Origin of the sequence: Mesorhizobium sp. M0663 (assembly GCF_040320585.1) — a bacterium.
Lineage (GTDB): Bacteria > Pseudomonadota > Alphaproteobacteria > Rhizobiales > Rhizobiaceae > Mesorhizobium.
The window spans coordinates 1-26,089 of record NZ_JAMYPX010000009.1; the positions used below are offsets into that span (position 1 = coordinate 1).

At 63.2% G+C, this 26,089-nt stretch carries 26 protein-coding genes and 1 pseudogene; 9 read left to right on the top strand and 18 right to left on the bottom strand.

Annotated elements, in window-relative coordinates; all coding sequences use genetic code 11:
• The 11 genes from NKI54_RS17550 to mdh form a co-directional block, all read right to left on the bottom strand.
• A partial coding sequence (locus tag NKI54_RS17550; RefSeq protein ID WP_352692074.1) for an IS256 family transposase occupies positions 1–701 on the bottom strand: 701 nt, incomplete at its 3' end.
• A 228-nt stretch (positions 702–929) separates the two neighbouring features.
• Positions 930–2,336: a dihydrolipoyl dehydrogenase gene (gene lpdA, locus NKI54_RS17555; protein ID WP_352570007.1), complete on the bottom strand. Its 1,407-nt coding sequence runs from the start codon at positions 2,334–2,336 to the stop codon at positions 930–932.
• Positions 2,337–2,354: 18 nt separating this feature from the next.
• Entirely contained in the window at positions 2,355–3,110 is a 756-nt protein-coding gene (locus NKI54_RS17560; protein ID WP_352570008.1) for an SDR family oxidoreductase, read from the bottom strand.
• A complete protein-coding gene (locus NKI54_RS17565) occupies positions 3,107–3,646 on the bottom strand; it encodes a hypothetical protein (RefSeq protein WP_502898228.1) in 540 nt (179 codons plus the stop codon). Before NKI54_RS17565 ends, NKI54_RS17560 begins: the two co-directional genes overlap by 4 nt.
• A gap of 11 nt (positions 3,647–3,657) precedes the next feature.
• The gene (gene odhB, locus NKI54_RS17570; RefSeq protein WP_352636441.1) at positions 3,658–4,956 is read right to left on the bottom strand and encodes a 2-oxoglutarate dehydrogenase complex dihydrolipoyllysine-residue succinyltransferase; all 1,299 of its coding nucleotides are present in this window, start codon (positions 4,954–4,956) and stop codon (positions 3,658–3,660) included.
• A gap of 29 nt (positions 4,957–4,985) precedes the next feature.
• Positions 4,986–7,973 carry a 2-oxoglutarate dehydrogenase E1 component gene (locus NKI54_RS17575; RefSeq protein ID WP_352692077.1) on the bottom strand — a complete coding sequence of 996 codons (2,988 nt, stop codon included), beginning with the start codon at positions 7,971–7,973 and terminating at the stop codon, positions 4,986–4,988.
• A 126-nt stretch (positions 7,974–8,099) separates the two neighbouring features.
• On the bottom strand, positions 8,100–9,002 hold the full coding sequence (sucD, locus tag NKI54_RS17580) for a succinate--CoA ligase subunit alpha (protein WP_352450172.1): 903 nt from the start codon (positions 9,000–9,002) through the stop codon (positions 8,100–8,102).
• A 49-nt stretch (positions 9,003–9,051) separates the two neighbouring features.
• Positions 9,052–9,423: a cupin domain-containing protein gene (locus tag NKI54_RS17585; protein WP_023679793.1), complete on the bottom strand. Its 372-nt coding sequence runs from the start codon at positions 9,421–9,423 to the stop codon at positions 9,052–9,054.
• A 32-nt stretch (positions 9,424–9,455) separates the two neighbouring features.
• Positions 9,456–9,947, bottom strand: a complete 492-nt coding sequence (locus tag NKI54_RS17590) for a hypothetical protein (protein WP_352578098.1) — start codon at positions 9,945–9,947, stop codon at positions 9,456–9,458.
• A complete protein-coding gene (gene sucC / locus NKI54_RS17595) occupies positions 9,947–11,143 on the bottom strand; it encodes an ADP-forming succinate--CoA ligase subunit beta (protein WP_352578097.1) in 1,197 nt (398 codons plus the stop codon). The genes NKI54_RS17590 and sucC overlap by 1 nt, the downstream gene beginning before the upstream one ends.
• A 41-nt stretch (positions 11,144–11,184) precedes the next feature.
• Positions 11,185–12,153, bottom strand: coding sequence for a malate dehydrogenase (gene mdh / locus NKI54_RS17600; protein WP_352636443.1), 969 nt, complete (start codon positions 12,151–12,153; stop codon positions 11,185–11,187).
• Positions 12,154–12,385: 232 nt separating this feature from the next.
• Here mdh and NKI54_RS17605 point away from each other — a divergent pair, with 232 nt between their 5' ends.
• Complete coding sequence (locus tag NKI54_RS17605; protein WP_352636444.1) at positions 12,386–12,814, top strand: GNAT family N-acetyltransferase; 429 nt, start codon at positions 12,386–12,388, stop codon at positions 12,812–12,814.
• A 224-nt stretch (positions 12,815–13,038) separates the two neighbouring features.
• On the opposite strand, the gene NKI54_RS17610 is transcribed toward NKI54_RS17605, so the two are convergent.
• The 4 genes and pseudogenes from NKI54_RS17610 to NKI54_RS17630 all read right to left on the bottom strand — a co-directional run bounded on the left by NKI54_RS17610 (position 13,039) and on the right by NKI54_RS17630 (position 15,873).
• Complete coding sequence (locus NKI54_RS17610; protein ID WP_352692124.1) at positions 13,039–13,212, bottom strand: hypothetical protein; 174 nt, start codon at positions 13,210–13,212, stop codon at positions 13,039–13,041.
• Positions 13,185–14,035 (bottom strand): annotated as a pseudogene (locus tag NKI54_RS17615) (ADP-ribosylglycohydrolase family protein). The gene NKI54_RS17610 and the pseudogene NKI54_RS17615 overlap by 28 nt, the downstream one beginning before the upstream one ends.
• Positions 14,035–15,249 (bottom strand): cell division protein ZapE, encoded by a 1,215-nt coding sequence (gene zapE / locus NKI54_RS17625; RefSeq protein ID WP_352636447.1) that lies wholly within the window; start codon positions 15,247–15,249, stop codon positions 14,035–14,037. The pseudogene NKI54_RS17615 and the gene zapE overlap by 1 nt, the downstream one beginning before the upstream one ends.
• Before the next feature lie 84 nt (positions 15,250–15,333).
• Complete coding sequence (locus NKI54_RS17630) at positions 15,334–15,873, bottom strand: protease inhibitor Inh/omp19 family protein (RefSeq protein WP_023679800.1); 540 nt, start codon at positions 15,871–15,873, stop codon at positions 15,334–15,336.
• Between the two features lie 302 nt (positions 15,874–16,175).
• On the opposite strand from NKI54_RS17630, the gene NKI54_RS17635 reads away from it, so the two are divergent.
• On the top strand, positions 16,176–17,186 hold the full coding sequence (locus NKI54_RS17635; protein WP_352593777.1) for an MBL fold metallo-hydrolase: 1,011 nt from the start codon (positions 16,176–16,178) through the stop codon (positions 17,184–17,186).
• On the opposite strand, the gene NKI54_RS17640 is transcribed toward NKI54_RS17635, so the two are convergent.
• On the bottom strand, positions 17,183–18,442 hold the full coding sequence (locus tag NKI54_RS17640) for a flavin-containing monooxygenase (protein ID WP_352692083.1): 1,260 nt from the start codon (positions 18,440–18,442) through the stop codon (positions 17,183–17,185). The two genes, NKI54_RS17635 and NKI54_RS17640, sit on opposite strands and share 4 nt — an antisense overlap.
• A 238-nt stretch (positions 18,443–18,680) precedes the next feature.
• On the opposite strand from NKI54_RS17640, the gene NKI54_RS17645 reads away from it, so the two are divergent.
• From NKI54_RS17645 to NKI54_RS17675, 7 genes are all read left to right on the top strand, one after another.
• Positions 18,681–18,842, top strand: a complete 162-nt coding sequence (locus NKI54_RS17645; RefSeq protein WP_031195454.1) for a DUF1328 family protein — start codon at positions 18,681–18,683, stop codon at positions 18,840–18,842.
• Positions 18,843–18,916: 74 nt separating this feature from the next.
• On the top strand, positions 18,917–19,801 hold the full coding sequence (dapF, locus tag NKI54_RS17650) for a diaminopimelate epimerase (RefSeq protein ID WP_352692085.1): 885 nt from the start codon (positions 18,917–18,919) through the stop codon (positions 19,799–19,801).
• The gene (gene mtaB, locus NKI54_RS17655; protein ID WP_352692086.1) at positions 19,801–21,102 is read left to right on the top strand and encodes a tRNA (N(6)-L-threonylcarbamoyladenosine(37)-C(2))-methylthiotransferase MtaB; all 1,302 of its coding nucleotides are present in this window, start codon (positions 19,801–19,803) and stop codon (positions 21,100–21,102) included. The genes dapF and mtaB overlap by 1 nt, the downstream gene beginning before the upstream one ends.
• Before the next feature lie 11 nt (positions 21,103–21,113).
• The gene (ftsY, locus tag NKI54_RS17660) at positions 21,114–22,703 is read left to right on the top strand and encodes a signal recognition particle-docking protein FtsY (RefSeq protein ID WP_352692087.1); all 1,590 of its coding nucleotides are present in this window, start codon (positions 21,114–21,116) and stop codon (positions 22,701–22,703) included.
• Positions 22,704–22,763: 60 nt separating this feature from the next.
• Positions 22,764–23,429 (top strand): septation protein A, encoded by a 666-nt coding sequence (locus NKI54_RS17665; RefSeq protein WP_023679806.1) that lies wholly within the window; start codon positions 22,764–22,766, stop codon positions 23,427–23,429.
• Positions 23,430–23,519: 90 nt separating this feature from the next.
• Positions 23,520–24,140, top strand: a complete 621-nt coding sequence (locus NKI54_RS17670; RefSeq protein ID WP_352456344.1) for a pyridoxamine 5'-phosphate oxidase family protein — start codon at positions 23,520–23,522, stop codon at positions 24,138–24,140.
• 40 nt (positions 24,141–24,180) lie between these two features.
• Complete coding sequence (locus tag NKI54_RS17675) at positions 24,181–24,714, top strand: NADPH-dependent FMN reductase (RefSeq protein WP_352692123.1); 534 nt, start codon at positions 24,181–24,183, stop codon at positions 24,712–24,714.
• Positions 24,715–24,820: 106 nt separating this feature from the next.
• Here the strand turns inward: NKI54_RS17675 and NKI54_RS17680 are convergent, their stop codons facing one another.
• Positions 24,821–24,997, bottom strand: a complete 177-nt coding sequence (locus tag NKI54_RS17680; protein WP_352692088.1) for a tautomerase family protein — start codon at positions 24,995–24,997, stop codon at positions 24,821–24,823.
• 64 nt (positions 24,998–25,061) lie between these two features.
• Complete coding sequence (locus NKI54_RS17685; RefSeq protein ID WP_352623541.1) at positions 25,062–25,979, bottom strand: SMP-30/gluconolactonase/LRE family protein; 918 nt, start codon at positions 25,977–25,979, stop codon at positions 25,062–25,064.
• Between the last annotated feature and the right edge of the window lie 110 nt (positions 25,980–26,089).

Below are 26,089 nucleotides of genomic sequence, written 5' to 3' on the forward strand. Positions count from 1 at the left end.
CCCGGATGGTCGTCGGAGACGACGAACTCGACGCCGGCGAGCCCGCGATTCTTGAGCCCCGTCACGAACTCGCGCCAGCTCGAATGGCTCTCCCGGTTGGCCAGCTCCACGCCCAGAACCTGGCGCCGGCCCTCCCAATCCACGCCGATCGCCACCAGCACCGCCTGGCTGGCGATCACGCCCGCCTCGCGAGCCCGCTCGTAGCGCGCGTCCAAAATGAGATACGGATAGCTTTCCTCGAGCCGCTGCGTGAAGAACGCCTTGAGCGCCTCATCCAGCCGCATCGTCGCCTCGCTCACCGTCGAGGCCGAGAAAGAGTGGCCGCACAATTCCTCCGTCACCGCCTTCACCTTGCGGGTCGAGACGCCCTGCACGTACATCTCGACCAGCGCCGACACCAATGCCTTCTCCGAACGCTGGTAGCGCTCAAACAACTCCGTCGAGAACCGGCCAGCCCGATCCTGCGGAACGCGAAGCTCCAGCACCCCGACCCGCGTCACCAGCTTGCGCTCGTAATAGCCGGACCGGTAACTCGTCCGCCCCGCCGTCCGCTCCCCTTTCTCGGCCCCGATCGCCTCCGTCATCTCGGCTTCAAGAACCTCCTGCACGACACTCTGCAATGCCTGGCGAAAGCCGTCCTCATCCGACAACAGCAACGCTTTCAACTCGCCTCTGCTCAGTCTAACGTCTCGATTGGTCATGGCACTTCCCCTTCCACGGGAATCGGTGATCGCAATGTCACCACCGTGCCATGGCCGCTCGCCCCTCAGAGCAGGCGCCGTTCTCTCTCCAAAACTTTTTGCAGAACCTCCAGCACACTATCTCCTTCGCGCCCCTCTCTGTCCTGCCGGACATCTCCCCCACTTGGGGGGAGATTGGCTATCAGCCCCGCTTTCGCCAATCGCCACCGTCGCCTGCGATTCAACCGCTCAGATATGGATCGGCTTGAAGAACGTCGCCAGTGCCGCCTCCTTCACCGCTTCCGACATTGTCGGATGGGCGTGACAGGTGCGGGCTAGGTCTTCCGACGAGCCGCCAAATTCCATCAGCACGGCCGCCTCGTGGATCATCTCGCCGGCGCCGAAGCCGACGATGTGGACGCCGAGCACACGGTCGCTGGCCTTGTCGGCCAGGATTTTCACAAAGCCGTCGGTGTGCAGCATGGCGCGCGCGCGGCCATTGGCGCTGAACGGGAATTTTCCGGCCTTGTAGTCGACGCCGGCCTTTTTCAATTCTTCTTCGGTCTTGCCGATCGAGGCGATTTCCGGCGTGGTGTAGACGACGCTCGGAATCACGTCATAGTTCACATGACCGGCCTGGCCGGCGATGGTTTCGGCCACCGCCACGCCCTCGTCCTCAGCCTTGTGTGCAAGCATCGGCCCGGCGATGACATCGCCGATGGCATAGATGCCAGGCACGTTGGTCCTGAGATGGCCGTCGGTCTTGACCCGGCCGCGCTCATCGACGTCGACGCCGGTCTCCTTCAGCCCGAGAGCGTCCGAATAGGCCCGTCGTCCCGTCGAAATCAGCACCGCGTCCGCCTCGATCGTCTCGGCCGCACCGCCTTTGACCGGCTCGAAGGTGACCGTCGCCCCCTTCTTGGCCTTGGCGACGCCGGTCACCTTGGCGCCCAGCCTGAATTCAAAGCCCTGCTTCGACAGCAGGCGCTGGAATTGCTTGGAGACCTCGCCATCCATGCCGCCCAGGATGGTGTCAAGGAACTCGACCACGGTGACTTTGGCGCCGAGCCGCGCCCATACCGAGCCGAGTTCCAGACCGATGACACCGCCGCCGACCACCACCAGATGGCCCGGCACCTTGTCCAGCGACAGCGCGCCGGTCGACGATATGATCACCTTCTCGTCGAAATCGACCTTGACGCCGGGAATGCCGGCGACGTCGGAGCCGGTGGCGATGACGATGTTCTTGGTCTCGATCTCCTCGACCTTGCCGTCATCGGAGGTCACCGACACCTTGCCGGCCGCAACTACCTTGCCGGTGCCACGAAAACTGTCGATCTTGTTCTTCTTGAACAGGAAGGCGACGCCATTGACATTGGCCGTCACCGTCGCATCCTTGTGTGCCATCATCTTCCCAAGATTGAGCTTGGGCGCGCCGATCTCGACGCCGAGCGCCTCGAAGGAATGGCCGGCCTCGGCAAACATCTCGGACGCGTGCAGCAGCGCCTTTGACGGGATGCAGCCGATGTTGAGGCAGGTACCGCCGAAGGTCGGGTTCTTTTCGACTACCGCCGTCTTCAGACCGAGCTGCGCCGCCTTGATGGCGCAGACGTAGCCGCCTGGTCCCGATCCGATGATAACGACGTCATAGGCCATGATACTGTCCCTTTTGCTTTAGCGGCCGCCGCCGATTTCCAGATTGGCGCCTGTTGTGTAGGACGCCTCGTCCGACAGCAGCCAGAGAATTGCGGCCGCGACTTCCTCGGCGGTGCCGACGCGCTGCATGGGCACCACCTTGCGCATTCTCTCGACGCGATCCGGCTGCCCGCCGGAGGCATGAATTTCGGTGTCGATGATGCCCGGGCTGACCGCGTTGACACGAATGCCTTCGCCGGCCACTTCGCGGGCAAGCCCGATGGTGAAGGAATCGACCGCGCCCTTGGAGGCGGCGTAGTCGACATATTGACCCGGCCCGCCAAGCCTTGCCGCGATCGAAGAAACATTGACGATGGCGCCGCCCTTGCCGCCATGCCTGGTCGACATCCGCTTCACCGCCTCGCGGGCGCAAAGCATCGGCGCGATCACATTGATGCGCATCATGCGCTCCAGCCTTGCAGCGCTAAGCTCGTCGACGCACGCGCTCTGGTCGACCACGCCGGCATTGTTGACGAGCGCGTCGAGCCGACCGAAACGGCCATCGACAGCCTCGAACATGGCCAATACGTCCGTCTCGCTGCCGACATCGGCCTTGACTGTGAAGGCTTCTCCGCCAGCGGCCTCGATGTCGGCGACCACCGCTTCGGCGGCTTTTGCATTCGACGCGTAATTGACCGCAATGCGATAGCCGGCCTTGGCGGCAAGCCTGCATGTAGCGGCACCAATGCCGCGGCTGCCGCCGGTCACCAGCAGGATCTTTCCGCTCGCGCTCATTCCTGACATCCCTTCAGGGCAAAGACGTCCCAGGGCACCTTGGAAAAGCCGTTGGCGCCATAGGCCGCCGACATCTGCAACGACGCTCCCAAGTCAGGCAAGATCAGCTTCTTCGGCGCATCCTTTCCTTCGCCCGGCAGCAACGCGATATTGCCCTGGTCGTCGGCAGTGTAGATGACGCCCTCCCACACGGTGCAGGCGGCGAGCTCGTCGCCGGTGACGTCGCCGGCCGGGCATTTGTACATCAGCGAGCCATGCGGCTGCGCCGCGCCCTCGGTCCACATGACGATGCCGTCGAGCACGACGCCCTTGTCGAGCACCATCTTGAAGCTGTTGGTGACGGCGGCCGACTCGCCGGTCGGCCTGAAATCGATCTCGGCGGCGTTTTCAGGATCGCCATAGACGGCGAGCTCGAGCGGGCAGGCGGCGAGGGCCGCGGAGACCGTCTGCACGCCGAGTGCGCAGATTGTGACAAACAAACCGGACCGGAAACGAGACGAACTCATCCGGCGGCGCAGATCGATGCTCCGGCTCACGTCGGCCGCCCCTAGAGGTCGAGCACCAGCCGCTCAGGATCCTCCAGGCTTTCCTTGACCCGCACCAGGAAGGTCACCGCTTCCTTGCCGTCGACGATGCGGTGGTCGTAGGATAGCGCCAGATACATCATCGGCCGGATGACGATCTGGCCGCCGACCACCACCGGCCGCTCCTGGATCTTGTGCATACCCAGAATGCCGGACTGCGGCGCATTGAGGATCGGCGTCGACATCAGCGACCCGTAAACGCCACCGTTGGAAATCGTGAACGTGCCGCCTTGCATATCGGCGACGGAGAGCTTGCCGTCGCGCGCCGCAAGCCCCAGCCTGCCGATGTCCTTCTCGATTTCGGCGATGGACATCTGGTCGGCATTGCGCACAACCGGCACGACAAGGCCTTTCTCTGTACCGACGGCAACGCCGATATGCGCGTAGTTCTTGAAGATGATGTCGGTGCCGTCGATCTCGGCATTGACCGACGGGATCTCCTTCAGCGCATGGGTGACGGCCTTGGTGAAGAAGCCCATGAACCCGAGCTTCACGCCGTGCTTCTTCTCGAACACGTCCTTGTATTTGCTCCTCAGCGCCATCACCGCGCTCATGTCGACCTCGTTGAAGGTGGTCAGCATGGCGGCGGTCGATTGCGCTTCCTTGAGGCGGCGCGCGATGGTCTGGCGCAGCTTGGTCATGCGCACGCGCTCCTCGCGCGAGGCATCGTCGGCCGAGGATGGCGCGCGCGCGGCAACGGGTGCCGGTACAGGCGCGGCCTTCGGCATTTCTGCCGGCTGCGACGGTGCGCCCCTGGCGATCAGGTCGAGCACGTCGCCTTTCAGCACCTGGCCGCGCTTGCCCGAGCCCGACACCTGGTCGACTGCGAGATTGTGCTCGGCCAGCAGCTTTGCTGCCGACGGTGCCGGCGGCATGGTGCGCGTCTCGATCGCGCCGGCGTCGCCGGCGATCTTGGCCGTCTCGGCAGCGGCCTGCTTGACGCTCGAGGCCGCAGTCGGAGCCGAAGCCTGCGACACCGCCTCCTGCTTCGTTGCCGGAGCGGCGGAATTGGCTGCCGCGCCGGCGCCTGCCGAAATCGTGCCGAGCAGTGCGCCGACGCCGACCGTCTCGCCTTCCTTGACGGCGATCTCGCTGAGCGTGCCCGCGGTGGCGGCCGGCACTTCCACCGTCACCTTGTCGGTTTCGAGCTCGACCAGCGGCTCATCGGCGGCGATCGCGTCGCCGACCTTCTTGAACCATTTGCCGATGGTCGCCTCGGTGACGGATTCACCAAGTGTCGGGACGCGGATTTCGGTTGCCATTGTGCCTGTCCGTTTCTTTCGGTTCTGTTCTATTCACCAAGCGCGTCGTCGAGCAAGGCGGCAAGCTGGGCGAGATGCTTCGACATCAATCCGGTCGCCGGCGAGGCGGCGGCAGGCCGGCCGGTATAGCGCACCCGCTGATGCTTGGCGTCGATATGCGCCAGCACCCATTCGAGATACGGATCGATGAACGACCAGGCGCCCATGTTCTTGGGCTCCTCCTGGCACCACACCATCTCGGCATTGCGGAAGCGCGACAGTTCGGTGATCAGCGCCTTGGCCGGGAACGGATAGAGCTGCTCGACGCGCAGCAAATAGATGTCGTTGATGCCGCGCTTCTCGCGCTCCTCGTAGAGGTCGTAATAGACCTTGCCCGAACAGAGCACGACACGGCGGATCTTCGAATCCTTGGTGAGCTTGATGGCCTGGCCCGACAGCAGCTGGGCATCGTCCCACAGCAGCCGGTGAAAGGCGCTTTCGCCCGACATCTCCGGCAGCGTCGATACCGCCCGCTTGTGGCGCAGCAGCGACTTCGGCGTCATCAGGATCAGCGGCTTGCGGAAGTCCCGCTTCAACTGCCGGCGCAGTATGTGGAAATAGTTGGCTGGCGTCGTGACGTTGGCGACCTGCATATTGTCTTCGGCGCAAAGCTGAAGGAAGCGCTCGAGCCGGGCCGACGAATGCTCGGGGCCCTGGCCTTCGTAGCCATGCGGCAGCAGGCAGACGAGGCCCGACATTCTGAGCCATTTGCGCTCGCCCGACGAGATGAACTGGTCGAAGACCACCTGGGCGCCGTTGGCGAAGTCGCCGAACTGCGCTTCCCACAGCGTCAGCGCCTTCGGCTCGGCCAGCGAGTAGCCATATTCGAAGCCGAGCACGGCCTCTTCCGACAGCATCGAGTTGATGACCTCGAAGCCGGCCTGCGCCGCCGACAGATTGTTGAGCGGGATGTAGCGTGTCTCGTCGCGCTGGTCGTAGAGCACGGAATGGCGCTGCGAGAAGGTGCCGCGCTCCGAATCCTGGCCGGACAGCCGGATCGGATTGCCGTCGAGCAGGATGGCGCCGAAGGCCAGCGCCTCGGCCGTAGACCAGTCGATGCCTTCGCCCGACTCGATCGCCTGGCGGCGGTTGTCGAGGAAGCGGATGATCGTCTTGTGCGCCTCGAAATCCTTCGGCACCTCGGTCAGCTTCTTGCCGATCTCCTTCAGCGTCTTGACCGGCACGGCGGTCTTGCCGCGCCGCTGTTCGTCCTGGTTGTCGGCCGAGCGCAGGCCGGACCAGGCGCCGTCCAGCCAATCCGCCTTGTTCGGCTTATAGTGCTGGCCGACCTCGAATTCCTGCTCGAGATGCGCCCGCCAATCGGCCTTCACCTTTTCGAGCTCGGCCTGGGTGATGTGGCCTTCCGCGATCAGCCGGTCGGCATAGATCTGCATGGTCGTCTTCTGGTTGCGGATCTTGCGATACATGATCGGCTGGGTGAAGGCCGGCTCGTCGCCCTCATTATGGCCGAACCGGCGATAGCAGAACATGTCCACCACGACAGGCTTGTGGAACTTCATGCGGAATTCGATCGCCACCTTGGTGGCATGGACCACGGCTTCCGGATCGTCGCCATTGACGTGGAAGATCGGCGCTTCGATCATCTTGGCCACGTCGGACGGATAGGGCGACGAGCGCGAGAAGCGCGGGTTGGTGGTGAAGCCGATCTGGTTGTTGATGATGAAATGCAGCGTGCCGGCGACGCGGTGGCCGCGCAGGCCCGACAGGCCGAGGATTTCGGCAATCACGCCCTGGCCGGCAAAGGCCGCGTCGCCATGCAACAGCAGCGGCAGCACCTTGGCGCGCTCTTCCAGCGGCACGATCTCCTCGCGGCTGCGGCCGAACAGATAGTCCTGCTTGGCGCGCGCCTTGCCCATCACCACCGGGTCGACGATTTCCAGATGCGAAGGATTTGCGGTCAGCGACAGATGCACCTTGTTGCCGTCGAACTCGCGGTCCGACGAGGCGCCGAGATGGTACTTCACGTCGCCCGAGCCCTCGACCTCGTCGGGCGCGGCGGAGCCGCCCTTGAACTCATGGAAAATGGCGCGGTGCGGCTTGGCCATCACCTGCGACAGCACGTTCAGCCGGCCGCGATGCGCCATGCCGAGCACGATCTCCTTCATGCCGAGCTGGCCGCCGCGCTTGATGATCTGCTCCAGCGCCGGGATCAGCGACTCGCCGCCATCGAGGCCGAAGCGCTTGGTGCCCTTGTACTTGACGTCGATGAACTGCTCGAAGCCTTCCGCCTCGACCAGCTTCTGCAGGATCGCCTTCTTGCCGGCTGCGGTGAAGGAGATCTCCTTGTCGGTGCCCTCGATGCGCGCCTGGATCCAGGCCTTCTCCTCGGGATCGGAAATATGCATGAATTCGACGCCGAGCGTCGAGCAATAGGTCCGGGTCAGGATATCGAGCATCTGCCGGATGGTGCCGAATTCCAGCCCGAGCACATTGTCGAGGAAGATCGGCCGGTCGTAGTCGGCTTCGGTGAAGCCGTAATTCTCCGGCGACAGCTCGTTGTAATCCTCCAGCGGCTTGGCAATGCCCAGCGGATCGAGATTGGCGTGCAGGTGGCCGCGCATGCGGAAGGCGCGGATCATCATGATGGCGCGGACGGAATCGCGCGTCGCCTGATGCACGTCGGCGTCGGAAAGCGCTGCGCCGTTGCCGACCGCCCTGTCCTTGACCTTCTTTTCGATGTGCTTTTCGACCAGGCCCCAATTGCCGTCCAGCGCCGAGACCAGCTCGCCATTGGCCTGCATCGGCCAGGAGGGCTTGGCCCAAGAGGCGCCCTTGGCGTTCCTGCGCACGTCGCCGGCGTCATCCTTCAGCGCCGCGAAGAAGTCCTGCCATTCGGGATCGACTGAAGCGGGATCGTCCTCGTAAGCGGCATAGAGCGCGTCGATATAATCGGCATTGCCGCCATAGAGGAAAGAGGTAAGCGAAAACTGGTCGTTGGCCTGATCTTGTCTTGCCATGTCACTGTCGAAGCCTTTGCTTCGTCTCCTTTGTTGGAGGGGAGTAAGGGAATAGGGGAGTAAGGGAGTAGGGCAAATGCCCTCGTGTTGTTCCCTACTCCCCTATTCCCGTACTCCCATACTCCCCTAACCCTTGATCGCCTCGACCAGCGTCGTGCCGAGCCGGGCCGGCGATGGCGAAACCTTGATGCCGGCCGATTCCATCGCCGCGATCTTGTCTTCCGCGCCGCCCTTGCCGCCGGAGATGACCGCGCCCGCATGGCCCATAGTGCGGCCCGCCGGTGCGGTGCGCCCGGCGATGAAGCCGGCCATCGGCTTGCTGCGGCCGCGCTTTGCCTCGTCCTTGAGGAACTGCGCGGCGTCTTCCTCGGCCGATCCGCCGATCTCGCCGATCATGATGATCGACTTGGTCTCGTCGTCGGCGAGGAACATCTCCAGCACGTCGATGAACTCCGTGCCTTTGACCGGATCGCCGCCGATGCCGACGGCGGTGGTCTGGCCGAGGCCGACATTGGTGGTCTGGAACACCGCCTCATAGGTAAGCGTTCCCGAGCGCGAAACAACGCCGACCGAGCCCTTGCGGAAGATGTTGCCGGGCATGATGCCGATCTTGCATTCGTCCGGGGTCAGGACGCCTGGACAGTTGGGGCCGATCAACCGCGACGTCGAGCGGTCGAGCCTCGCCTTGACCTTGATCATGTCCATCACCGGTATGCCCTCGGTGATGCAGACGATCAGCGGGATCTCGGCCTCGATCGCTTCCAGGATCGCTTCCGCAGCACCCGCCGGCGGCACGTAGACGACCGAAGCGTTGGCGCCGGTCCTGGCCTTGCCTTCGGCTACGGTGGCGAAGATCGGAAGCGCTTCGCCCTTGGCGCCGGTCCAGGTTTCGCCGCCCTTCTTGGGGTGGATGCCGCCGACCATCTTTGTGCCGTGATAGGCCAGCGCCTGTTCGGTGTGGAACGTGCCGGTCTTGCCGGTCAGGCCCTGCACCAGCACCTTGGTGTTCTTGTCGACGAGAATGGACATGGTGGTCCTTTTCAAAAACCGTTGATCGGGGAAGGCCGCGCGCTCATGGTCACAACCGCTTCAGCTCGGCGACGGTAAGGTCGCTTTTGGCATTGCCGGTGTTGAGCGTCGTTGCCGGCTCGAACATCAGCACCACCGGCTCCTCGCTTAGCGAGCGCGGCCGGTGCTCGACGGCGCGCGGCACGACAATGAACTCGCCGCTGGAAAGCTCCACCGTGCCGTCGCGGAAATCGATGGCGATGCGCCCGCGCAGCACCAGGAACGCCTCGTCCTCATTGTCATGCGCGTGCCAGTCGAAGACGTCGCCGAACTTGGCGATCTTGACCTGGCTGTCGTTCACGTCGCCGGCGATATGCGGATCGAAGACCTTCTTGATCTTCTGATCCGCCGCCTCGACGAGGTTTATCTTGTGCGGAGGCATCGCCTATCGACCTTGACCCTGAAGTTCTGTTTTCAAGCTGGGCATTTTTGGTTTCCGTGAACGACAGCACCGATCCATCGGCCCCCGGCGCGCCGGATCGTCACGATCTGCACCGATAAATTGCCGCCAGACGTTCTCAATTCACCAAGGGACCTGGGGTCATCATCGGCTTGGAAACTGCTGCCATATTTGGTCAGAAGCCTTTTCAGGATCATGTTGGCGGCCAGCTTCGGATCGTTGGTGCCGAAGGAGACCAGGCAGTCGCAGCGACCGTTCGAACTCTTGATTGAGGCAACGATCTCCGTAGCCTTGTAGACTTGCAGCCCGTCGGATCCGGCCTTGAACCCGCTTTGCCGGGCAACCGCGTTGAACCGGCCGAAGCTGGGCGCCGTTGCCGGACATAAGTTCATGAAGAGATTGACCCTCTTGCCGATCCACGCGGGCGACTTCGAACTATCCGCGGCCGCAGCAGCGCTGGCCCAAAGGGCCATGCCGGTCAGCGCTAGGGCCAGCATCCGCTGCATCAGACGCCCTTCACCGCCGCGACGATCTTCTTGGCTGCATCGTCGAGATCGTCTGCCGACACCACGTTCAGCCCGCTGTCGTTGATGATCTTCTTGCCGAGCTCGGCATTGGTGCCTTCCAGCCGCACCACTAGCGGCACTTGCAGGCCGACCTCCTTGACCGCGGCGATCACGCCCTCGGCGATGATGTCGCATTTCATGATGCCGCCGAAGATGTTGATCAGAATGCCTTTGACCGCCGGATCCTTGGTGATGATCTTGAACGCCGCCGTCACCTTTTCTTTCGACGCGCCGCCGCCGACATCGAGGAAGTTGGCCGGCTCGGCGCCGTAAAGCTTGATGATGTCCATCGTTGCCATGGCAAGGCCGGCGCCGTTGACCATGCAGCCGATATTGCCGTCGAGCGCGACATAGGCGAGGTCGTATTTCGACGCCTCGATCTCCTTCTCGTCCTCTTCGGTGGTGTCGCGCAATTCGAGCACGTCGGGGTGGCGAAACAGCGCATTGTTGTCGAACGACACTTTGGCGTCGAGAACGCGCAGCCGGCCGCTCCTCATGACGATCAGCGGGTTGACCTCGAGCAGGCTCATGTCCTTCTCGACAAAGGCCTTGTAGAGGATGGGGAACAGCGTGGCGCCATCCTTGGCGGCGTCGCCGTCGAGTCTCAGCGCGGCGTTGAGCTTCTTCACATCGTCGGCCGTCACGCCTTTTTCCGGGTCGATGGCGACGGTAATGATCTTTTCCGGCGTGTCGTGGGCGACCGCCTCGATGTCCATGCCGCCCTCGGTCGAGACGACGAAGGCGACGCGCCCGACCGAGCGGTCGACCAGGATCGACAGATAGAGCTCGCGCTCGATGTCGGCGCCGTCCTCGATATAGAGCCGGTTGACCTGCTTGCCGGCCGGGCCGGTCTGCTTGGTGACCAGCGTGTGGCCGAGCATCTCCTTGGCATTGGCGACGACCTCGGCTACCGACTTTGCCAGCCTGACACCGCCCTTGGCATCGGCGCCGAGCTCCCTGAATTTGCCCTTGCCGCGGCCGCCGGCATGGATCTGGCTCTTGACCACATAGAGCGGGCCGGGCAGCGCCTTGGCGGCGGCCTCCGCCTCGCTCGCCTTGAACACCGGCACGCCCTCGGCCACCGGTGCGCCAAAGCCCTTCAGCAGCGCCTTGCCCTGATATTCATGGATGTTCATGCGCTATGTCTCCAGCTTGCTTGGCGGGCTTGGTTGCCGGCTTATTTGGCCGCGAGATGCGGAGCGATCTTGACGCAGGCATCGCACAGGCCCTGCACCGCTGCGACCGAACTGTCGAACATCTTCTGCTCGTTCTTCGCGAGTTCGATCTCGATGATCCGCTCGACGCCGCCGGCGCCGATCACCACGGGAACGCCGACATAGGTGTTCTTGACGCCATATTGGCCGGAGAGGTACGCCGCACAGGGCAGCACCCGCTTCTTGTCCTTGAGATAGGCTTCGGCCATGGCGATGGCCGAGGCGGCCGGCGCATAAAAGGCAGAACCGGTCTTGAGCAGGCCGACGATCTCGGCGCCGCCGTCGCGGGTGCGCTGCACGATCTGGTCGAGCCGCTCTTTCGAGGTCCAGCCCATCTTGACGAGGTCGGGCAGCGGGATGCCGGCAACCGTCGAATAGCGGATCATCGGCACCATGGAATCGCCATGGCCGCCGAGCACGAAGGCAGTGACGTCCTCGACCGAGACCTTGAATTCCTCGGCCAGGAAATAACGAAAGCGCGAACTGTCGAGCACGCCGGCCATGCCGACGACATGGCTCTTGGGCAGGCCGGAAAACTTCTGCAGCGCCCAGACCATGGCGTCGAGCGGATTGGTGATGCAGATGACGAAGGCTTTCGGCGCGTATTTCTTGAGGCCGGCGCCGACCTGCTCCATCACCTTCAGATTGATGCCTAGAAGATCGTCGCGGCTCATGCCGGGCTTGCGCGGCACGCCGGCGGTGACGATGCAGACATCCGCGCCCTCGACGCCGGCATAGTCGTTGACGCCGGTCAGCCTCGAGTCGAACCCATCGACCGGCGACGACTGCGCGATGTCCAGTCCCTTGCCTTGCGGGATGCCTTCGGCGATATCGAACAGCACGACGTCGCCGAGATCCTTGAGGCCGACCATGTGGGCGAGGGTGCCGCCGATCATGCCCGAGCCGATGAGCGCTATCTTGTTGCGTGCCATGTCAGGATATTTTCCCTTTGACTATGACGGCGCCCAAATCCTTGACGATTTGATGACGGCGTCGGAGGAAGAGGCCGGAATGCTGCGGAACCGCGAAATTCGCCGCACGCAATAGCCCCGGCCGCACAAAAATTCAAACGATTATTTTGGAGTGAGTAATTTCAATCGGTTAGAAACAATGGGAGTTACGTAAACGTCAAAATTCTGAAGCCGGCTAGAGGAATTCTACACAATGGCACTGGAAATCAGAAGGCTGTTTCCTGACGATGACGCCCTTGTGATGCGGGTTGCCGATGAAGTCTTCGACGAGCCGGTCAGGCCGGATCGGCTCTCCGCCTATCTCGCGGAGCCCTGTCATTTCATGGTCGTGGCCCTCGCCGACGGCATCGTCGTTGGCCAATGCGCAGCCGTCATCCACCGCCACCCGGACAAGGTGAGCGAACTCTACATAGACGAGGTCGGCGTGGCGCCGGCCTTTCAACGCCAGGGCATTGCGACGAGGATGCTCGGCGCCATGTTCGCACTCGGTCGCGAGCATGGCTGTGAGGAGGCGTGGGTCGGCACCGAGCCGGACAATGTTGCTGCTCGCGCACTTTACGAGTCGCGAAAAGAGCCGCATGGGCCGGCGGAGGATTTTGTGATGTATGTGTACCGACTTTAGATTTTTGGTGTCGGCGGGCCAGTACCCCCCTCTGTCCTACCGGACATCTCCCCCTCAAGGGGGGAGATTGGCAGCTTCGGCGCTTCGCCCTTTTGTATCAACGGAGATTGGCGAAGACCGGCGTGACGTCCGATCTCCCCCGTGAGGGTCCCTTGAGGGGGAGATGTCCGGTAGGACAGAGGGGGTGTGACGGAACACTGCCTTTCGGTTTTTGAAATAACGCTCTAACCCTTCGCCTGACGCGCCTCCAGCGACGATCCCTTCCCCTTGTGCCTTTCCGCCCAATCCTCCAGCCAGTCGCGGCTCTGCATCTCGATCAGCCGCGAGGCGGTGCGCGGAGAGCTTGTTGCCGCGCTTGGCCGTGTGGAGATCAGGCCGCCAGCCCGCGAAGCCGCCACAAATCCTCGCCCCGCCGCTGGATGTCGTCCAGCCAAGCAAGCTTTTCGAGCCAGTCGGGGGGAATTCTCGAGAGCCCGTAAAGCGCACCGGCCAACTGGCCGGTCACGGCACCGACGGTATCGGCGTCGTCGCCGAGATTGGCCGCGGCCAGCACCGCAGATTTGAAGTCCGTCGTCGTTGCAACGCTCCAGCAGGCGGCGTCGATCGTAGCGGGAGCATGGCCGGTGCTGACCACATCGCTACGAGCGCGATCGTCCTTTGCCTTTACGCTTTGGGGAAGAACGCCAGTTTCGACAATATCCCAGAGAAATCCCGCTAGAAGTTCGCAGCATTTTTGAGGAACCGGCGCAGCATGAGTGGTCCTGCCCTGTGCGAGAGCCAGAGCACATGCCTGATCGCGGCTTGTGGCGCACAGCACGACTGGTGAAAGCCGCATGATCGAGCCGTTGGCCTGGAGATGCTCTGCCTCATTGTTCTCGACCGTACCGTACAACTCGAACGCCCGCAGCGCAGCTCTCGTCGCGCCGCCAATGTCGAAACATTCGCCGGTCACGGAATTCACGCCGAACCGAAGTTCGCAAGCAGATGGCGAGGTACGACTTCGCCTTTGCTGGCGATAAGAGAATCGGCGAGGCAAAGCGCCATCGAAGTGTCGTCCGTCCATTCTCCGGGTTCGAGGCCGAAAGGCCCACCGCCCACCATGTCGGTAAGGGGCGGCCTGCTGTCGCGTTCGGCGAACTCCAATGTGGTGCCGACGGCATCTCCCACAGCCAGCCCGACTAGAGCACCTAAGGCGCGGTCTCTATTGGCCTCATGAGCCATCACGGAACCTGGCTGGTCGGGCGTTGCTCGGCCTCGTTTTGCAAGCGCTTTTCCTTGTGCCTCTCCGCCCAGTCCTCCAGCCAGTCGTGGCTCTGCATCTCGATCAGCCGCGATGCGGTGCGCTCGAACTCGAAGACTTCGTTGCCGCGCTTGGCCGTATAGAGCTGCGCCGGCGGTGCCGCGGCGCTCATCACCAGCCGTACATGATGATCGTAGAGCGTATCGACCAGCAGGATGAAGCGCTTGGCTTCGTTGCGCTTGCCTTCGCCGAGCACCGGCACATGGTCGATGAAGATGGTCGAGAAGCGGGCGGCAATGGCAAGATAGTCGCGGGCGCCGAGCGGCCTCTCGCAGAGATCGGCGAAGGAAAACCGCGCAGCCTCCCCTGCAGCCCGCGGCACCATGACGTGCCGGCCCTTCACCGTCAGCATCGTCTCGACCGTCGGCCTGCCATGTGTCATCACCGCCCACGCGTCGTCGAGCGCATGGTCGGCGGCGGCATCGGCCGGGGTGACGTAGACCGGCATGCGGCTGAGCTTGTCGAGGCGGTAATCCTTGTCGGCGTCAAGCGCCAGCACCTGCGCGTGGCGCTCCAGGATAGCGACAAACGGCAAAAACAACTGACGGTTCAGGCCGTCGCGGTAGAGATCCTGCGGCGCGACATTGGAAGTGGCAACCAGCACCACGCCATTGGCAAACAACGCCGAAAACAACCTTGACAGGATCATCGCATCGGCGATGTCGGTGACGGAGAACTCGTCGAAGCATAGCACCCAGGCTTCCTCGGCCAGCGCGCGCGCCACCGGCGGGATCGGGTCGTCCTCCTTGGCCGTGCCGTTCTTGCGAGCCTGCCGGTGCTTCTGGATGCGGTCCTGCACGTCGGCCATGAAGTCGTTGAAATGCACCCGGCGCTTGCGCCGCACCGGCAGCAGCTCGAAAAACATGTCCATCAGCATGGTCTTGCCGCGGCCGACGCCGCCATGGATATAAAGGCCCTTGACCGCCTCGTGCACCTCGCGCTTGCGGGCGAACAACCACCCCAGCGCGCTTGATTTCTGCGCCAGCCGCTTTGCCGATATCTCTTCGATCAGCCGGTCGAGCGCAGCGGCGATCCGCTCCTGCGCCGGATCGCGCCCGATGGCGCCGGTCTCGACCAGATGGTCATAGCGCTGCTTGACGGTCGCATGGGTCTGGAGGCCGTCACGCAGATGCATTGGTCACGTCGTTCCGGAGCAATTCCAAGAAAAGTGTGTAGCGGTCTTCTGTCCGGAATTGCGTAACAATGGGGGGCCGTTCTCTTACCTTGTAAGCGAGATCGGCAGGCCGTTGGAAGTCTGGCCGTCGAATTTCTCGCCGCCCGAAGAATAGAGCCGTGCCAGCGTGCCGCCATTCTCGTCAAAGAGCGTCAGCTGTTTGCCGGCGACGTTCCACGATTTGATGCCATCGAGCGGCGCCGGGCAATGCAGCGGTCCGGCGCGGTAGCCCGAACCGAATTTGGTCTGCGGCGTCGCCACCTGACAGCTCTGGCCGGACACGCTTGCCTTCCAAACACCGGCGACGCTGGAGGCGGTCAGATCGGCCGCACCGGCCGGCGCCGTCCCGTCGGGCGGCAGCGAGGCGACCTGCGTGTTCTGCGGCGCGGTCGGAAATTTCGACGGGTCGGCCGGGCCGGGTGTCGCCGGTGGCGGCAGCTGGTTTGCAGTCACCTTGCCGGCCGGCGCAGCTTCCAGCGGCGCCGGCTGCTGCTCGTCCATCGATGAGAACCGTGAGGTTGAACAGCCGCTCGCAACGAGCACGGCCAACGATACGGCCAGCAGGCCGGTTTTCGAAAATTTCATTCTTCAACCTCCGTCGGATCGGGCTGGGGATGCCGTCCGCGCAATGTCCCCCTCACCAAGATGGAGAAGGTGGCGAAATTTCAACCCGATATGGTTAAAATACGGTTTGCGCCGCTAATGTTGCAAATTTGTCGCAAAATGCACATTGCCTGAATTGCGCTACGCCTGGCCGTTTGGCCGGCACTTCCGGTTGATGCGATACGGCGCGCTGGCGCCAAATCCTTGGCGTTCACCTCAAATGCTTGTGCGGGCCGGCTCCGGCATTACCTCTTGGGATCAGCAAACTGCAGGGAGCCGATTTCTTGGCCGCGAGAAAGAGAGCCGCCAACCGCTATTACAGCGGGCCGCCCAGCGATCATTTCGACGGCACCTTGTTCTTCAATCCCAACGGACGGCCGCCGGGTCGCTTTGCCGATCTGTTGAAATGGCAATTGAGCCGCGAGCGCTCGAAATGGCCGGCGGCGGATCCGAGCCCGTTTCCACCGGCAAGACCGGTCGAGCGCATCGATGGTGCAGCGCTCCGCCTCACCATGGTCGGTCATTCCTCGCTGCTCGTCCAGACAGCCGGCCTGAACATCCTGACCGACCCGGTCTGGTCGCGGCGTGTCTCGCCGCTCTCCTTCGCCGGTCCGAAACGCGTCAATCCGCCGGGCATCGCCTTTTCGCATTTGCCGCCGATCGACCTCGTGCTGGTCAGCCACAACCATTACGACCATCTCGACCTCGCCACGCTGAAGCGCCTGAAGACAAGACACGACCCGCTGCTGCTGACGCCGCTCGGCAACGACACGATCATCGGCGCTGCCGTGCCCCGTATGCGGCTTTCCGCGCATGACTGGGGCGACCGGGTCGATATCGGCGATGGCGTCGCCGTCTATGTCGAGCCGGTGCACCACTGGTCGGCCCGCGGTACTCGCGACCGGCGCATGGCGCTGTGGGCGGGTTTCGTCGTCGAGACACCCGACGCAAAGATCTATTTCGCCGGCGATACCGGCTTCCACGGTGGCATCAATTACCGGCTGATGGCGCAAAAGCACGGCGGGTTCCGCCTCGCCATCCTGCCGATCGGCGCCTACGAGCCGCGCTGGTTCATGGCGCCACATCACCAGGATCCGGAGGAGGCGGTGCAAGGCATGCTTTTGTGCAACGCCGCCTATGCCGCCGGCTGTCACTGGGGCACGTTCCGGCTCACCAACGAGCCGATCGACGAGCCGCCCAGAAAGCTCGGCGAAGCGCTCGATGCTGCCGGCCTGCCGCGGCAACGTTTTCGCGCCTTGCGGCCGGGCGAAGTCTGGGACGTGCCGGCGGTCTAGCCCGGCGACCGGCCTGACGGCGCAGGCGAACCCAAGGCTTCCATACACCTGGCTATGTGGGCGGCGTCGCGGCCTACATATGAGAGAAGGCCAGAGCCAAAGGTATGCATCCAATGGAGGCCAAGAAAATACAGGCCAGGAAAAGCCGTCACGCCACGCTGTTGAACGGGTGCACCGCGCGAATCGAAAATTGGCAAATCTATCCAGTTGTAGTCGAAGAGGTATCCCGTCCCCCAGATAACCGAGCTGACGTTCTCGCCGGAGATATCCACTGACCGGGCGCCGCCGACTTCCGCCAGGATTGGCGTTGCTGAGCGTTCATTGCCATCGCTGATGTGGTCCGCGACTTCAGGTTTCTCTGCCAACGCCTCTGCAGCGGAGACAAAATCGTCATAGGACCTATCGGCTTCAGCCAATATCTGCGAGGCATCCCCGGCCACCAACAGTTTTCCATCGGCGTATCCGAGCACACGTCCCAGCACCGTTCCGCTATCGCGGGCAAAACGGCGGACGTTCATATCGTAACCGCCATTGACACCGGTTACGACCGTCGAGGGGGGATACCGCTGCACCGGGAAACTGTCGATGGTGATCTCGAAACGTCCCATTTTGTCGAACCACCACAAAACATCCTTGCCGCGATAGCGCCGAGGCACCCGACGATGGGGGCTGACCGAAAGATAGACATTGCGCCCGGATTGCTGGAGCTCATCGGCTATCTGGCTTCCAGATGCGCCGCTGCCCACCACCAGCACCGCTCCGGGGGGAAGTTCGTCGGGGCTGCGGTAGTTCGAAGCGTGAACCTGGTAAACGGATCGAGGCAAATCCCTGGCGGCCGCCGGTACCATCGAACGCTGGAACGGGCCCGTCGCCACTACGACATTGCGGGCTCTCATGCTGCCGGTGTTTGTCTCCAATGCATAATCGCCGGTATCCCTGTGCCGGAGCCTCGTGACCTCGACACCCTGGCGAACCGGAGCTGCAATTTTGGCCGCATAGTGCTCGATGAATCGCGTGACAGCGGTGTGATGGGCGAACCCCTCCGGTTCGGGGCCCTGATAAGAAAGCCCAGGAAGCTCTATTGCCTGGTTGATGAATTGAAATCGGAGCGAATCCCAACGCTCCGTCCGCCAGCGTTCGGCAATACGAGCGCGTTCCAACACAACATGCTCACGTTCATGTTGTTGAAGATAGTAGCTCATGGCGAGCCCCGCCTGGCCGCCACCAATAATGATTGTGTCCCAACGCTCGGTCATTGGAAATTTTACCAAGCCGTCGACACTCAAATATGCAAGTCCCGACTTTCCTATCCGCCGGCCGCAGCTCATGTGCCAGCTAACACGTCGTTTGGATCATTCAATACTATGACACATTGCATCCGTAGCTGCATATCCCAGCCGGGTTCTCCGACCCGCCCCAGCCACCGCCGGCGGAACCCAAGGCCTCGCTGAAGCGTTTGTACGTGTTCAAACCTGTCGGCTGCGAGGTAATCTCATGATCAGGTGGATCATCATTCTTTTGATTATCGCGGCCGCGGCGAGCCTGCTCGGCATGCCGGCACTGGCCGGAGCCGCCGCCACCGGCGCGCGCATCCTCATCGGCATCGTGCTGATCATCTTCCTGCTGATCGTGCTTGGCGTCTTCGCGGTGACTTGAAAATCACGCCGCGCTGGTAATTTCTGCCGCTATCCGCCATATAGGCGCCAAACCGGCAAGAGACCTTTCGATCGATGGCAAGCGCGGCCCCTTTCGCCAAGATGAACGGCATCGGCAACGAAATCATCGTTGCCGATATGCGTGGCCGTGCCGATCGCGTGACGCCTGCGGCAGCCGTCGCGCTTAATGCCGATGCGGCGACCAGGTTCGACCAGATCATGGCGATCCACGACCCCAAGACGCCGGGCACCGCCTTTTTCATCGACATCTTGAATTCCGACGGAACCAGGGCGCAAGCCTGCGGCAACGGCATGCGTTGTGTCGTCCAGGCGCTCGCCGCCGAGACCGGCCAGAAGACATTTGCCTTCGAGACCGTCGCCGGCATCCTCAATGCCGAGGAACATGCCGACGGGCTGATCTCGGTCGACATGGGCAGGCCGCGCTTCGGCTGGCAGGACATCCCGCTGGCCGAGGAGTTTCGCGACACCCGCATGATCGAGCTGCAGATCGGCCCGATCGATGCCCCGGTGCTGCATTCGCCGTCGGTCGTCTCGATGGGCAATCCGCACGCCATCTTCTGGGTCGACAGCGACGTCTGGTCGTACGAGCTCGAGCGCTTCGGCCCGTTGCTCGAAAACCACCCGATCTTCCCCGAGCGCGCCAACATCACCATCGCGCAGGTGACCTCGCCGCAGACCATGGCCATCCGCACCTGGGAGCGCGGCGCCGGCCTGACCAAGGCCTGCGGCACGGCTGCTTGCGCCGCTGTGGTCGCCGCGTCCCGCACCCGGCGTACCGGCCGCGGCGTCACGCTGATGACGCCCGGCGGCGGCTCGCTGCATGTTTTGTGGCGCGACGACGACCACGTCATCCTGACCGGTGCCGCCGAATGGGAATTTTCCGGCAGCTTCGATCCGTCGACCGGGGCGTGGGCGCGCGACACCGAAAGCGCCGCCTGATGGCTCCTCTTGGCAACAAGGGTATCGAGGTCGTCACCTTCGGCTGCCGGCTGAACACCTATGAATCCGAGGTGATGCGGCGTGAAGCCGAAAGTGCGGGCCTCGGCGGGCTCGAAGGCGGTGCCATCATCTTCAACACCTGCGCCGTCACCGGCGAGGCTGTACGCCAGGCCAAGCAGTCGATCAGAAAAGCCCGCCGTGAGAACCCGGCTGCCCGCATCATCGTTACCGGCTGCGCCGCGCAGACCGGCCCGCAGGATTTCGTCGCCATGGACGAGGTCGATCTCGTCCTCGGCAATGAGGAAAAGCTGAAGGCGCATTCCTATCGCGCGCTGCCGGATTTCGGCGTCAACGACACTGAGAAGGCGCGCGTCAACAATATCTTTTCGGTGCGCGAGACGGCCGCCCACATGGTCGACGCCATCGAGGGCCGGGCGCGCGCTTTTGTCCAGGTGCAGAACGGCTGCGACCACCGCTGTACCTTCTGCATCATTCCTTACGGTCGCGGCAATTCGCGCTCGGTGCCGATGGGCGCCGTCGTCGAGCAGGTCAAGCGACTCGTCGGCAATGGTTATGCCGAGATCGTGCTGACCGGCGTCGACATGACCAGTTTCGGTGCCGATCTGCCGGGCGCGCCGAAGCTCGGCAAATTGGTCAAGACGATCCTGAAGCAGGTGCCCGACGTGAAACGCCTGCGGCTTTCCTCCATCGATTCGATCGAGGCCGACGACGATCTGCTGGACGCCATCGCCACCGAGCCGAGGCTGATGCCGCATCTGCATCTGTCGCTGCAATCGGGTGACGACATGATCCTGAAGCGGATGAAGCGCCGGCACAGCCGCGACCAGTCGATCCGCTTTTGCGAGGATGTGCGCAAACTGCGCCCCGGCATTGTTTTCGGCGCCGACATCATCGCCGGCTTCCCGACCGAGACGGACGTCATGTTCGAAAACTCGCTGGAGATCGTCGAGGAATGCGGCCTGACGCATCTCCACGTCTTTCCGTTTTCGCCGCGCCAGGGCACGCCCGCCGCGCGCATGCCGCAGCTCCGCCGCGACGTCGTCAAGCAACGCGCGGCACGCCTGCGCGCCGCCGGCGAGGCCGCCTATCGCCGCCATCTTGCCTCGCTCGCTGGAACGCATCAGTCGATCCTGGTCGAGCGTGACGGCCTTGGCCGCACCGAAGGGTTTACGCTGGCCGCGGTCTCTGCCGGCGCTCCGGGCGACATCGTCGAGGCTGATATCGCCGGCCATGACGGTATCCGACTGATCGCCGCGCCGCTTGCCGCCCGCGCCGCCTGAGAACGCAAGACATGGCTGGGTTTTTCAAGAAGATATTTTCGTTCGGCAAGAAGGAAGTCGTCGAGGAGCGGCCCGACGAGACCGCACCGCTGCCGCCGATCAAATGGGACGAACTGGAGGCGCTGAAACCGGCCGCCGAGCAGGCCGTCCCGGAGTTTTTGAAACGCGACGTGTCGCGACCCGAAGTCGAAGCCGTACCTCCACCGCCAGTCGAACCAGAGTTGCCTCCGGCACCCCAACCGGCGCCGGAATCGCAGAAGCCTGAGCCGCCGCCGACCATTCCACCCGAGCCGGAAACGCCTGCTGAGGAACCGGAGGAGATCCGGGCCGAGCCGCAGCAGCCAGAAATCGTCCCCTCCCAGCCAGAACCTGCACCCGTCGAAGTGCCGGTAGTGCCCACCGAGGCTCCCTCAGCGGCGCAAGCGCGCGAAGTCCCGCCCGCCGAAATACCGCCCCCGATCCGCCAGCCAGCGCCGGCCGAGACGAAACCGATCTTGACCGAGATCGCGCCCGAACCGGAGGTCGTGCCGGCGCCCCACCCTCCCATCGAGGGGGAGGTAAAGCCCGAGCCAGAAGCCGTTCCGCAACCAGCGCCGGAGCCAAAGCCCGCCCCCGGCAAAGTCAGCGTAACCAAGAAGGTCGAGCAGAAAGCCGAGCCGCAGAAGGCGCCCGAACCGGCGCCGAGGCGCTCCTGGTTCCAGCGCATGCGAGACGGGCTTGCCCGCTCTTCCAAGGAGTTGTCGGGCAACATCGCCGGCGTCTTCACCAAGCGGAAACTTGACGAGGACACGCTGCAGGACCTGGAGGATGTGCTGATCCGCGCCGATCTCGGCATGGAGACGGCTTTGCGCGTTACCGACGCGCTCTCCGCCAGCCGCTACGGCAAGGACGTCTCCGACACCGAAGTCCGGGCCATCATGGCGGCCGAGGTTGAGAAGGTGCTGACCCACGTCGCCATGCCGTTGGAGCTCGACCTCAGCCACAAGCCGCATGTCATCCTGGTGGTCGGCGTCAACGGCACCGGGAAGACCACGACCATCGGCAAGCTCGCCGCAAAGCTCACCGATGGCGGCCTCTCGGTGATGCTCGCCGCCGGCGACACCTTTCGCGCAGCCGCGATCGAGCAGCTGAAGATCTGGGGCGAGCGTACCAACTCGCCGGTCATTGCCTCGAAGCTCGGCGCCGATGCCGCCGGCCTCGCCTACGATGCATTCGAGCGCGCGAAGGAGGCCGGCTCCGACGTGCTGATCATCGACACCGCCGGGCGGCTGCAGAACAAGACCGAACTAATGGCGGAACTGGAAAAGATCGTCCGGGTGCTGGGCAAGCTCGATCCGGAAGCGCCGCACACCGTGCTGCAGACGGTCGATGCCACCACCGGCCAGAATGCGCTCAACCAGGTCGAGATCTTCCGCAATGTCGCCGGCGTCAACGGCCTGGTGATGACCAAGCTGGACGGCACGGCGCGCGGCGGTATTCTGGTGGCGATCGCGGCAAAGCATAAATTGCCGGTCTATTTCATTGGCGTCGGCGAACAGGTCGACGACCTCGAACCCTTTTCCGCAAGCGAATTCGCCAGGGCGATCGCTGGCGTGGCTTGACGAGCATGATCCCAAAAAGTTGCAGGCTTTTTGGATTGAATCATGCGTAAGAAGGACCCTATGAGCCCACCCATCCTCGAACGCGACCTGTCCGATCCGCGCCGCAAGGCATTGAACCCCGGCCTGAAATTCCTGCTCGAACTCGGGCCTGGCCTGGTGTTCTTTTTCACCACCATCCGCGGTGCGTGGCTTGTCGGGAAGTTTCCGATACTCGGCCATATCGGCGAGCCTATCCTGATTGCCACAGCGTTCTTTATGGTGGCGACGGCGCTATCGCTCAGCGTTTCGTGGATTTTGACGCGCAGCTGGCCGATCATGCCGTTGGTCTCGGCCATCGTGGTGTTTGTGTTTGGCGCGCTGGCGCTGTGGCTGCAGGACAAGACCTTCGCTTTCATGAAGCCGACAATCATCAACAGCCTGTTCGGCATCACGTTGCTTGGCGGGTTGGCGTTTGGCAGATCGCTGTTGGGCTATGTCTTTGATTCCGCCTTCAATCTCGACGCCGAAGGCTGGCGCAAGCTCACTTTCCGATGGGGGCTCTTCTTCCTTTTTCTGGCTGCGCTGAACGAGGTCGTGTGGCGCAACTTTTCTGAGGAAGCCTGGCTTTATTTCAAGGTCTGGGGCACGATTCCCATTACCCTTGTCTTCACGTTAAGCCAAATGCCGTTGATCCTGCGCCATTCGCTCGAGGACAAGACCGGCAAGGAAGAGAAGGCCGGCAAATAGAGCAATTCCAGGAAAGTGTGTAGCGGTTTTCCCGGGAAAAGCGCGTAGCGCTTTCCCTAGGGAATTGCGTCAGAATAAGAGGAGAGGGGCATGGAATTCATCACCACACGCGACGAGTTGAGGACGATCTACAAGACGCCTCGGCCGACTGACGGCTCGATCCGCAAGGAACTGAAGGCATTGGACGGCCACTGCCGTTCCTTCATCGGCAAGAGCCCTTTCGTGCTGATCGGCTCGTCCGACGGCGCCGGCAATGCCGATGTGACGCCCAAGGGCGACAGGCCGGGCTTCGTAACAGTGCTCGACGAAAAGACCATCGCCATCCCCGACCGTCCCGGCAACAACCGGCTCGACACGCTGGAGAACATCCTTCTCAATCCCTCGATCGGGCTGCTCTTCCTCATTCCCGGCATGAACGAAACGCTGCGTGTCAATGGCGATGCCCGCATCACCGTCGATGCGGCATTGCGTGAGCGGCTGGCGGTCGACGGCAAGGCACCGCAAAGCGTCGTCGTGGTGACGGTCAAGGCCGCCTATATGCATTGCGCCAAGGCCTTCATGCGCTCCGAACTGTGGAAGCCGGAGAGCTGGTACGACCGCGCGACGCTGCCGACGCTCGGCCAGATCCTGCGCGACCAGCTGGCGCTCGCCGATTCGGCCGAGGCGACCGACCGCTGGCTGGACGAGGAATACAGGGAGACCATGTGGTAGCGTGATCGGCAACGAATCGCCCAAGCCGGTCTCCATTCCTTTGCTGAACATCCTCGCCATCTCCGGCAGCCTGCGCGCCGCCTCGACCAATTCGGCCCTGGTCGCGGCGCTCGCGCGAAACGCGCCGCCGGGTTGCCATGTCGGCGTCTTTGACGGGCTTGGGCGGCTGCCGATCTTCAACCCCGACGACGAAGGCGAGCGGACGCCGCCGCAAGCAGCAGTGCTGATCGATGCGGTCACCGCCGCTGACGGCGTCATCGTTTCCTGCCCGGAATATGCCCACGGTGTGCCAGGCGGCCTGAAGAACGCGCTTGACTGGCTGGTGTCGCGCGATGCCGCCGTTGGCAAGCCAGCCATGCTGGTGCATGCCTCGCGGCGCTCGCTGTTTGCCCGCGCCGCACTGGTCGAGGTCATGCGGACAATGTCTTTCGCGCTCCATGAGGAAGCAGCGCTCGAAATCGCGCTGCTCGGTAAGAGGCCGCCGGAGGTGGAGGATATCTTATCGCAGCCGGAAAACCGGCTGACGATGCGCGATGCCCTATCCGCCTTCGCGGAGTTCATCCGCTCGCGGTGAACGCCGGACCGTGCTTTCGCCATCCCAGGGTCTCCGCGACGGAGTTTCGCTCCTGCTCCGCCCTGGGATGACGACGCTAGGAGCTGCGGCCAATCTGTGCCGGGAACTATCCCTTGCCCCTCCGCGTCTCGACGTCGGTCTCGCCGACGAACCAGTCGCGTGCAGCGACCTCCTCGAAGACTATCCAGACGTCGTTGTTGGTCAGGCCGGTGACGCCGGTGATGGCCGCCGTCACCTGGGCGGCGATCGCGGCCTTTTTGCCGGCCGGGTCATCGGCAATCACCTCCTGACCAGGCGGATATTCACGAATGGCATGGTTCCCTCCCTTGCATATGCTTGGCGGCCGCTCAGTAGGTTTTGGCGCCGTTGACCATGAGCCGGACCATGTAGAGCGAGGTCGTGCCGGCGATATAGAGGCAGTTCAGCTTGTTGCCTCCGAACACGCAATTGGCGACGACTTCCGGTACCTTGACCTTGCCGATCAGCGTCCCGTCCGGATCGTAGCAGTGGATGCCGTCGGCGGCGCTGGTCCAGATGCGGCCGTCCGCATCCAGCCTGAAACCGTCGAACAGGCCAGCGGTGCAGTCGGCAAAGACCTTTTCGCCTGAGACCGTCTTGCCGCCCTGGTCGACATTGAACACCCGGATGTGCGCCGGGTTTTGCGCACCATGCGTGCGGCCGGTGTCGGCGACATAGAGCTTGCTCTCGTCAACCGAGAAGGCGAGCCCGTTGGGCCTGACCATGTCGGTGATCACGGCCTCAGTCTCGCCGGTGCCGGGATCGACTCGGTAGACATGGCAGGCGCCGATCTCGCTTTCGGCCTTGTCGCCCTCGTAATCGGTATCGATGCCGTAGCTTGGGTCGGTGAACCAGATCGAGCCGTCGGACTTGACCACCGCGTCATTGGGCGAGTTCAGCCGCTTGCCGCGCCATTTGTCGGCGATGGTGACTACCGACCCGTCATGCTCGGTGCGGCTGACGCGGCGGCCGGAATGCTCGCAAGTAACCAGCCGGCCTTGCCGGTCGACCGTGTTGCCGTTGGAATTGCCGGACGGCTGACGGAACACGCTGACGCTGCCGTCGGTCTCGTCGTAACGCAGCATGCGATTGTTCGGGATGTCGGACCAGACCACATAGCGCCCGGCCGCGAACCAGGCCGGTCCTTCCGCCCATCGGCAGCCGGTAAACAGCCTGTCGACCTGTGCATTGCCGTTGAATAGCCGCGAAAAGCGCGGATCGAGAACTTCGTAGAATTCGCTGGCCATGGTTCCTCCCGGTAGCAGTCGCTTGGCAAGGCGCGATCAAGCCAGCCCACGATCGATATGGCAAGATCGATGATGCGTCAGAAGCATTATGGAAGCGAATGCTGGCCCGG

What these genes read in the sequence shown, in the direction of transcription:
- lpdA (WP_352570007.1), bottom strand. Translation starts at nt 2,336, where the DNA reads ATGGCCTATGACGTCGTTATCATCGGATCGGGACCAGGCGGCTACGTC.
- NKI54_RS17560 (WP_352570008.1), bottom strand. Translation starts at nt 3,110, where the DNA reads ATGAGCGCGAGCGGAAAGATCCTGCTGGTGACCGGCGGCAGCCGCGGC.
- odhB (WP_352636441.1), bottom strand. Translation starts at nt 4,956, where the DNA reads ATGGCAACCGAAATCCGCGTCCCGACACTTGGTGAATCCGTCACCGAG.
- NKI54_RS17575 (WP_352692077.1), bottom strand. Translation starts at nt 7,973, where the DNA reads ATGGCAAGACAAGATCAGGCCAACGACCAGTTTTCGCTTACCTCTTTC.
- sucD (WP_352450172.1), bottom strand. Translation starts at nt 9,002, where the DNA reads ATGTCCATTCTCGTCGACAAGAACACCAAGGTGCTGGTGCAGGGCCTG.
- NKI54_RS17585 (WP_023679793.1), bottom strand. Translation starts at nt 9,423, where the DNA reads ATGCCTCCGCACAAGATAAACCTCGTCGAGGCGGCGGATCAGAAGATC.
- NKI54_RS17590 (WP_352578098.1), bottom strand. Translation starts at nt 9,947, where the DNA reads ATGCAGCGGATGCTGGCCCTAGCGCTGACCGGCATGGCCCTTTGGGCC.
- sucC (WP_352578097.1), bottom strand. Translation starts at nt 11,143, where the DNA reads ATGAACATCCATGAATATCAGGGCAAGGCGCTGCTGAAGGGCTTTGGC.
- mdh (WP_352636443.1), bottom strand. Translation starts at nt 12,153, where the DNA reads ATGGCACGCAACAAGATAGCGCTCATCGGCTCGGGCATGATCGGCGGC.
- NKI54_RS17605 (WP_352636444.1), top strand. Translation starts at nt 12,386, where the DNA reads ATGGCACTGGAAATCAGAAGGCTGTTTCCTGACGATGACGCCCTTGTG.
- zapE (WP_352636447.1), bottom strand. Translation starts at nt 15,249, where the DNA reads ATGCATCTGCGTGACGGCCTCCAGACCCATGCGACCGTCAAGCAGCGC.
- NKI54_RS17630 (WP_023679800.1), bottom strand. Translation starts at nt 15,873, where the DNA reads ATGAAATTTTCGAAAACCGGCCTGCTGGCCGTATCGTTGGCCGTGCTC.
- NKI54_RS17640 (WP_352692083.1), bottom strand. Translation starts at nt 18,442, where the DNA reads ATGACCGAGCGTTGGGACACAATCATTATTGGTGGCGGCCAGGCGGGG.
- NKI54_RS17645 (WP_031195454.1), top strand. Translation starts at nt 18,681, where the DNA reads ATGATCAGGTGGATCATCATTCTTTTGATTATCGCGGCCGCGGCGAGC.
- dapF (WP_352692085.1), top strand. Translation starts at nt 18,917, where the DNA reads ATGGCAAGCGCGGCCCCTTTCGCCAAGATGAACGGCATCGGCAACGAA.
- mtaB (WP_352692086.1), top strand. Translation starts at nt 19,801, where the DNA reads ATGGCTCCTCTTGGCAACAAGGGTATCGAGGTCGTCACCTTCGGCTGC.
- ftsY (WP_352692087.1), top strand. Translation starts at nt 21,114, where the DNA reads ATGGCTGGGTTTTTCAAGAAGATATTTTCGTTCGGCAAGAAGGAAGTC.
- NKI54_RS17665 (WP_023679806.1), top strand. Translation starts at nt 22,764, where the DNA reads ATGAGCCCACCCATCCTCGAACGCGACCTGTCCGATCCGCGCCGCAAG.
- NKI54_RS17670 (WP_352456344.1), top strand. Translation starts at nt 23,520, where the DNA reads ATGGAATTCATCACCACACGCGACGAGTTGAGGACGATCTACAAGACG.
- NKI54_RS17685 (WP_352623541.1), bottom strand. Translation starts at nt 25,979, where the DNA reads ATGGCCAGCGAATTCTACGAAGTTCTCGATCCGCGCTTTTCGCGGCTA.